Origin of the sequence: Chitinophaga sp., assembly GCF_036569185.1 — a bacterium.
Classification (GTDB): domain Bacteria; phylum Bacteroidota; class Bacteroidia; order Chitinophagales; family Chitinophagaceae; genus Chitinophaga.
Window position 1 is genome coordinate 1 of sequence record NZ_DATCRD010000253.1, and the last position, 2,105, is coordinate 2,105.

1 protein-coding gene and 1 pseudogene are annotated in these 2,105 nt (G+C 49.1%); both read right to left on the minus strand.

The window, feature by feature from the left end; all coding sequences use genetic code 11:
* Positions 1 to 1,265, minus strand: a 1,265-nt coding sequence (locus VIM72_RS18915) for a RagB/SusD family nutrient uptake outer membrane protein (protein ID WP_332004385.1), incomplete at its 3' end; no start/stop codon positions are given.
* 2 nt (positions 1,266 to 1,267) lie between these two features.
* Positions 1,268 to 2,105: pseudogene (locus VIM72_RS18920) on the minus strand (SusC/RagA family TonB-linked outer membrane protein); the annotation flags it as partial.

A 2,105-nucleotide genomic window follows, 5' to 3' on the forward strand; every position in this document is an offset into this window, starting at 1 on the left:
GTGAGCGTGCCCTGTTCCATTTTTGCTTCTGCATAAGTTAACAGCACTTCCGCGAGGCGCATTACATGAATATCGTTCTGATCTTTGCTCACCTGCGATACCGTGCTTACTTCCACGTATTTGGTGTAATAATAACCGGTAATGGTAACGCAGCCGAGTTTATCAGACACAAACTTGGGCGCTGTAAAAATAGCCGGGTTGGTATTAGCCGGGTTGCCATCTTTTTTACCTCCCCAGGCAGCGCCGGGGGCAAGGATGGTTTGCTTCATACGCGGATCGCGGTTTTCGAAAATATCGGCATAGGTATCTTCCTTATACAAGGGTGATTTATCGATAGTAAGACCATCGGTACAAAGATATGCATCCACCAGCGCTTTGGTAGGATTGTAGCGGGAAGCCTGGTCCGGCACCTGCGATTCACGGCTGATATTGTGCATGCTCACATCGGTAAGATTGATACGGGCGGCAATGGTTTCTTTATTCACGCCGGCACTGAGCTTGCCTTTGTAGGTGAACAGATCGTAATAGTCCTGCGCGGGTTTACCGGTGCTGTACAGGGAGTATACGTTCAGGTCCATTACGTCTTTGGCTGCTTTTTCTGCTACGTCCCAGCGACTGTCGTACAGCGCCATACGGGCTTTGAACGCCAGGGCAGTGCCTTTGCTGAAGCGTCCGAGGGTAGGGCCGGTCTGACGTTCTTTTTTCATCATGCCTGCTGCTTCTTCCAGTTCAGATAAAATAAAGTCGATAATTTCTTTACGCTTGTTGCGCGGGCCATACAGTTCATCAATATTCAGTGGTTTGGTAACCAGGGGCAGATCCCCGAAATAAGACACCAGGTTCATGTACATATATGCCCGGATGGTTTTGGCTTCACCGGCCATCTGGTTTTTTACTTCCTGTGATACACTGGTAGCACGCTGGTAATTGGCAAGAAATACATTACACTGGCGGATACCACTGTACTGGCTTACCCATTCGGCATTTACCGCCGAAAGATCGGGGCCAAAGTTACCGCTGCCAAAAATACGATAGGTATCTGTGGTGGAAGAGTTAATGCTGTTGTCACCCATCTGGTCCATTGCGATGGTATTGTTGTTCTTCACATTGGCATAAAGCCCGTTCAGCGCCAGTGTAAGCTGTTCTTCTGTTGTCCAGTACGTTTCATCAGAGATGGCATCCTGCGGACTACGGTCAAGAAATCCTTTCCGGCAGCCGGTAGATGTTACCAGTAATACGCAGGTATATAGCAATATCTTTTTCATACTTATTTAAAATTGATGTTTAAACCAAATACAAATGTTTTCACCTGTGGATAGAAACCACCGCTGCTCACCGGTGTTTCCGGGTCGTAGCCGTAAAAGAACCTGGTGGAGGTGAACAAGTTGTCGGCGGAGAAATAAAGACGCAACCGGTCTATTCTCAGCTTTTCCGTAAGACCTGCAGGAAGCGTATAGCCTACCTGTATATTTTTTAACCGGAGATAAGAAGCATCTTCGAGCCAGAAGGTAGAGAGGCGCTGGTTATAGGAGTACCCATAGGCAAGCCGCGGATAGCTGGCGTTGGGGTTCTGCGGCGTCCAGCGGTCCAGGTGTATGGGCTGCGGGTTGGAGCCGTCGTTAATGAAAGCATGACGGGCGGCGCTGGTGATCCATCCATCGGCTTTGCCTACTCCCTGCAGGAAGAAGCTGAAATCAACGCCTTTGTAAGCAATATTTCCTTTCAGGCCATAAGTATACCGGGGAATAGCGCTGCCTATCACCTGGCGGTCGTCTGCCGCAGTGATCTTTTTATCGCCGTTCAGGTCTTTGTAGATGATGTCGCCGGGCATCATCGGGTAGCTGGCGTCATAAGGGAACAACGGCGTGTATTTGTTGGTGGCCGCATCGTAGGAGTAATCAGAGATCTGTGAAATACGTTCCGCTACAAAACCATAGAACGCATCGATAGGCTGGCCTACTGTTCTGATCTGGTCGGCAATGGTAGCGGGTGCATTACCAAGGCTTATTACTTCATTCTTCACATCAGAAAGGTTAGCGCTTACGCCATAGCTGATATCACCGATCCTGTCCTGCCAGCCTATCATCAGCTCCCATCCCTTATTA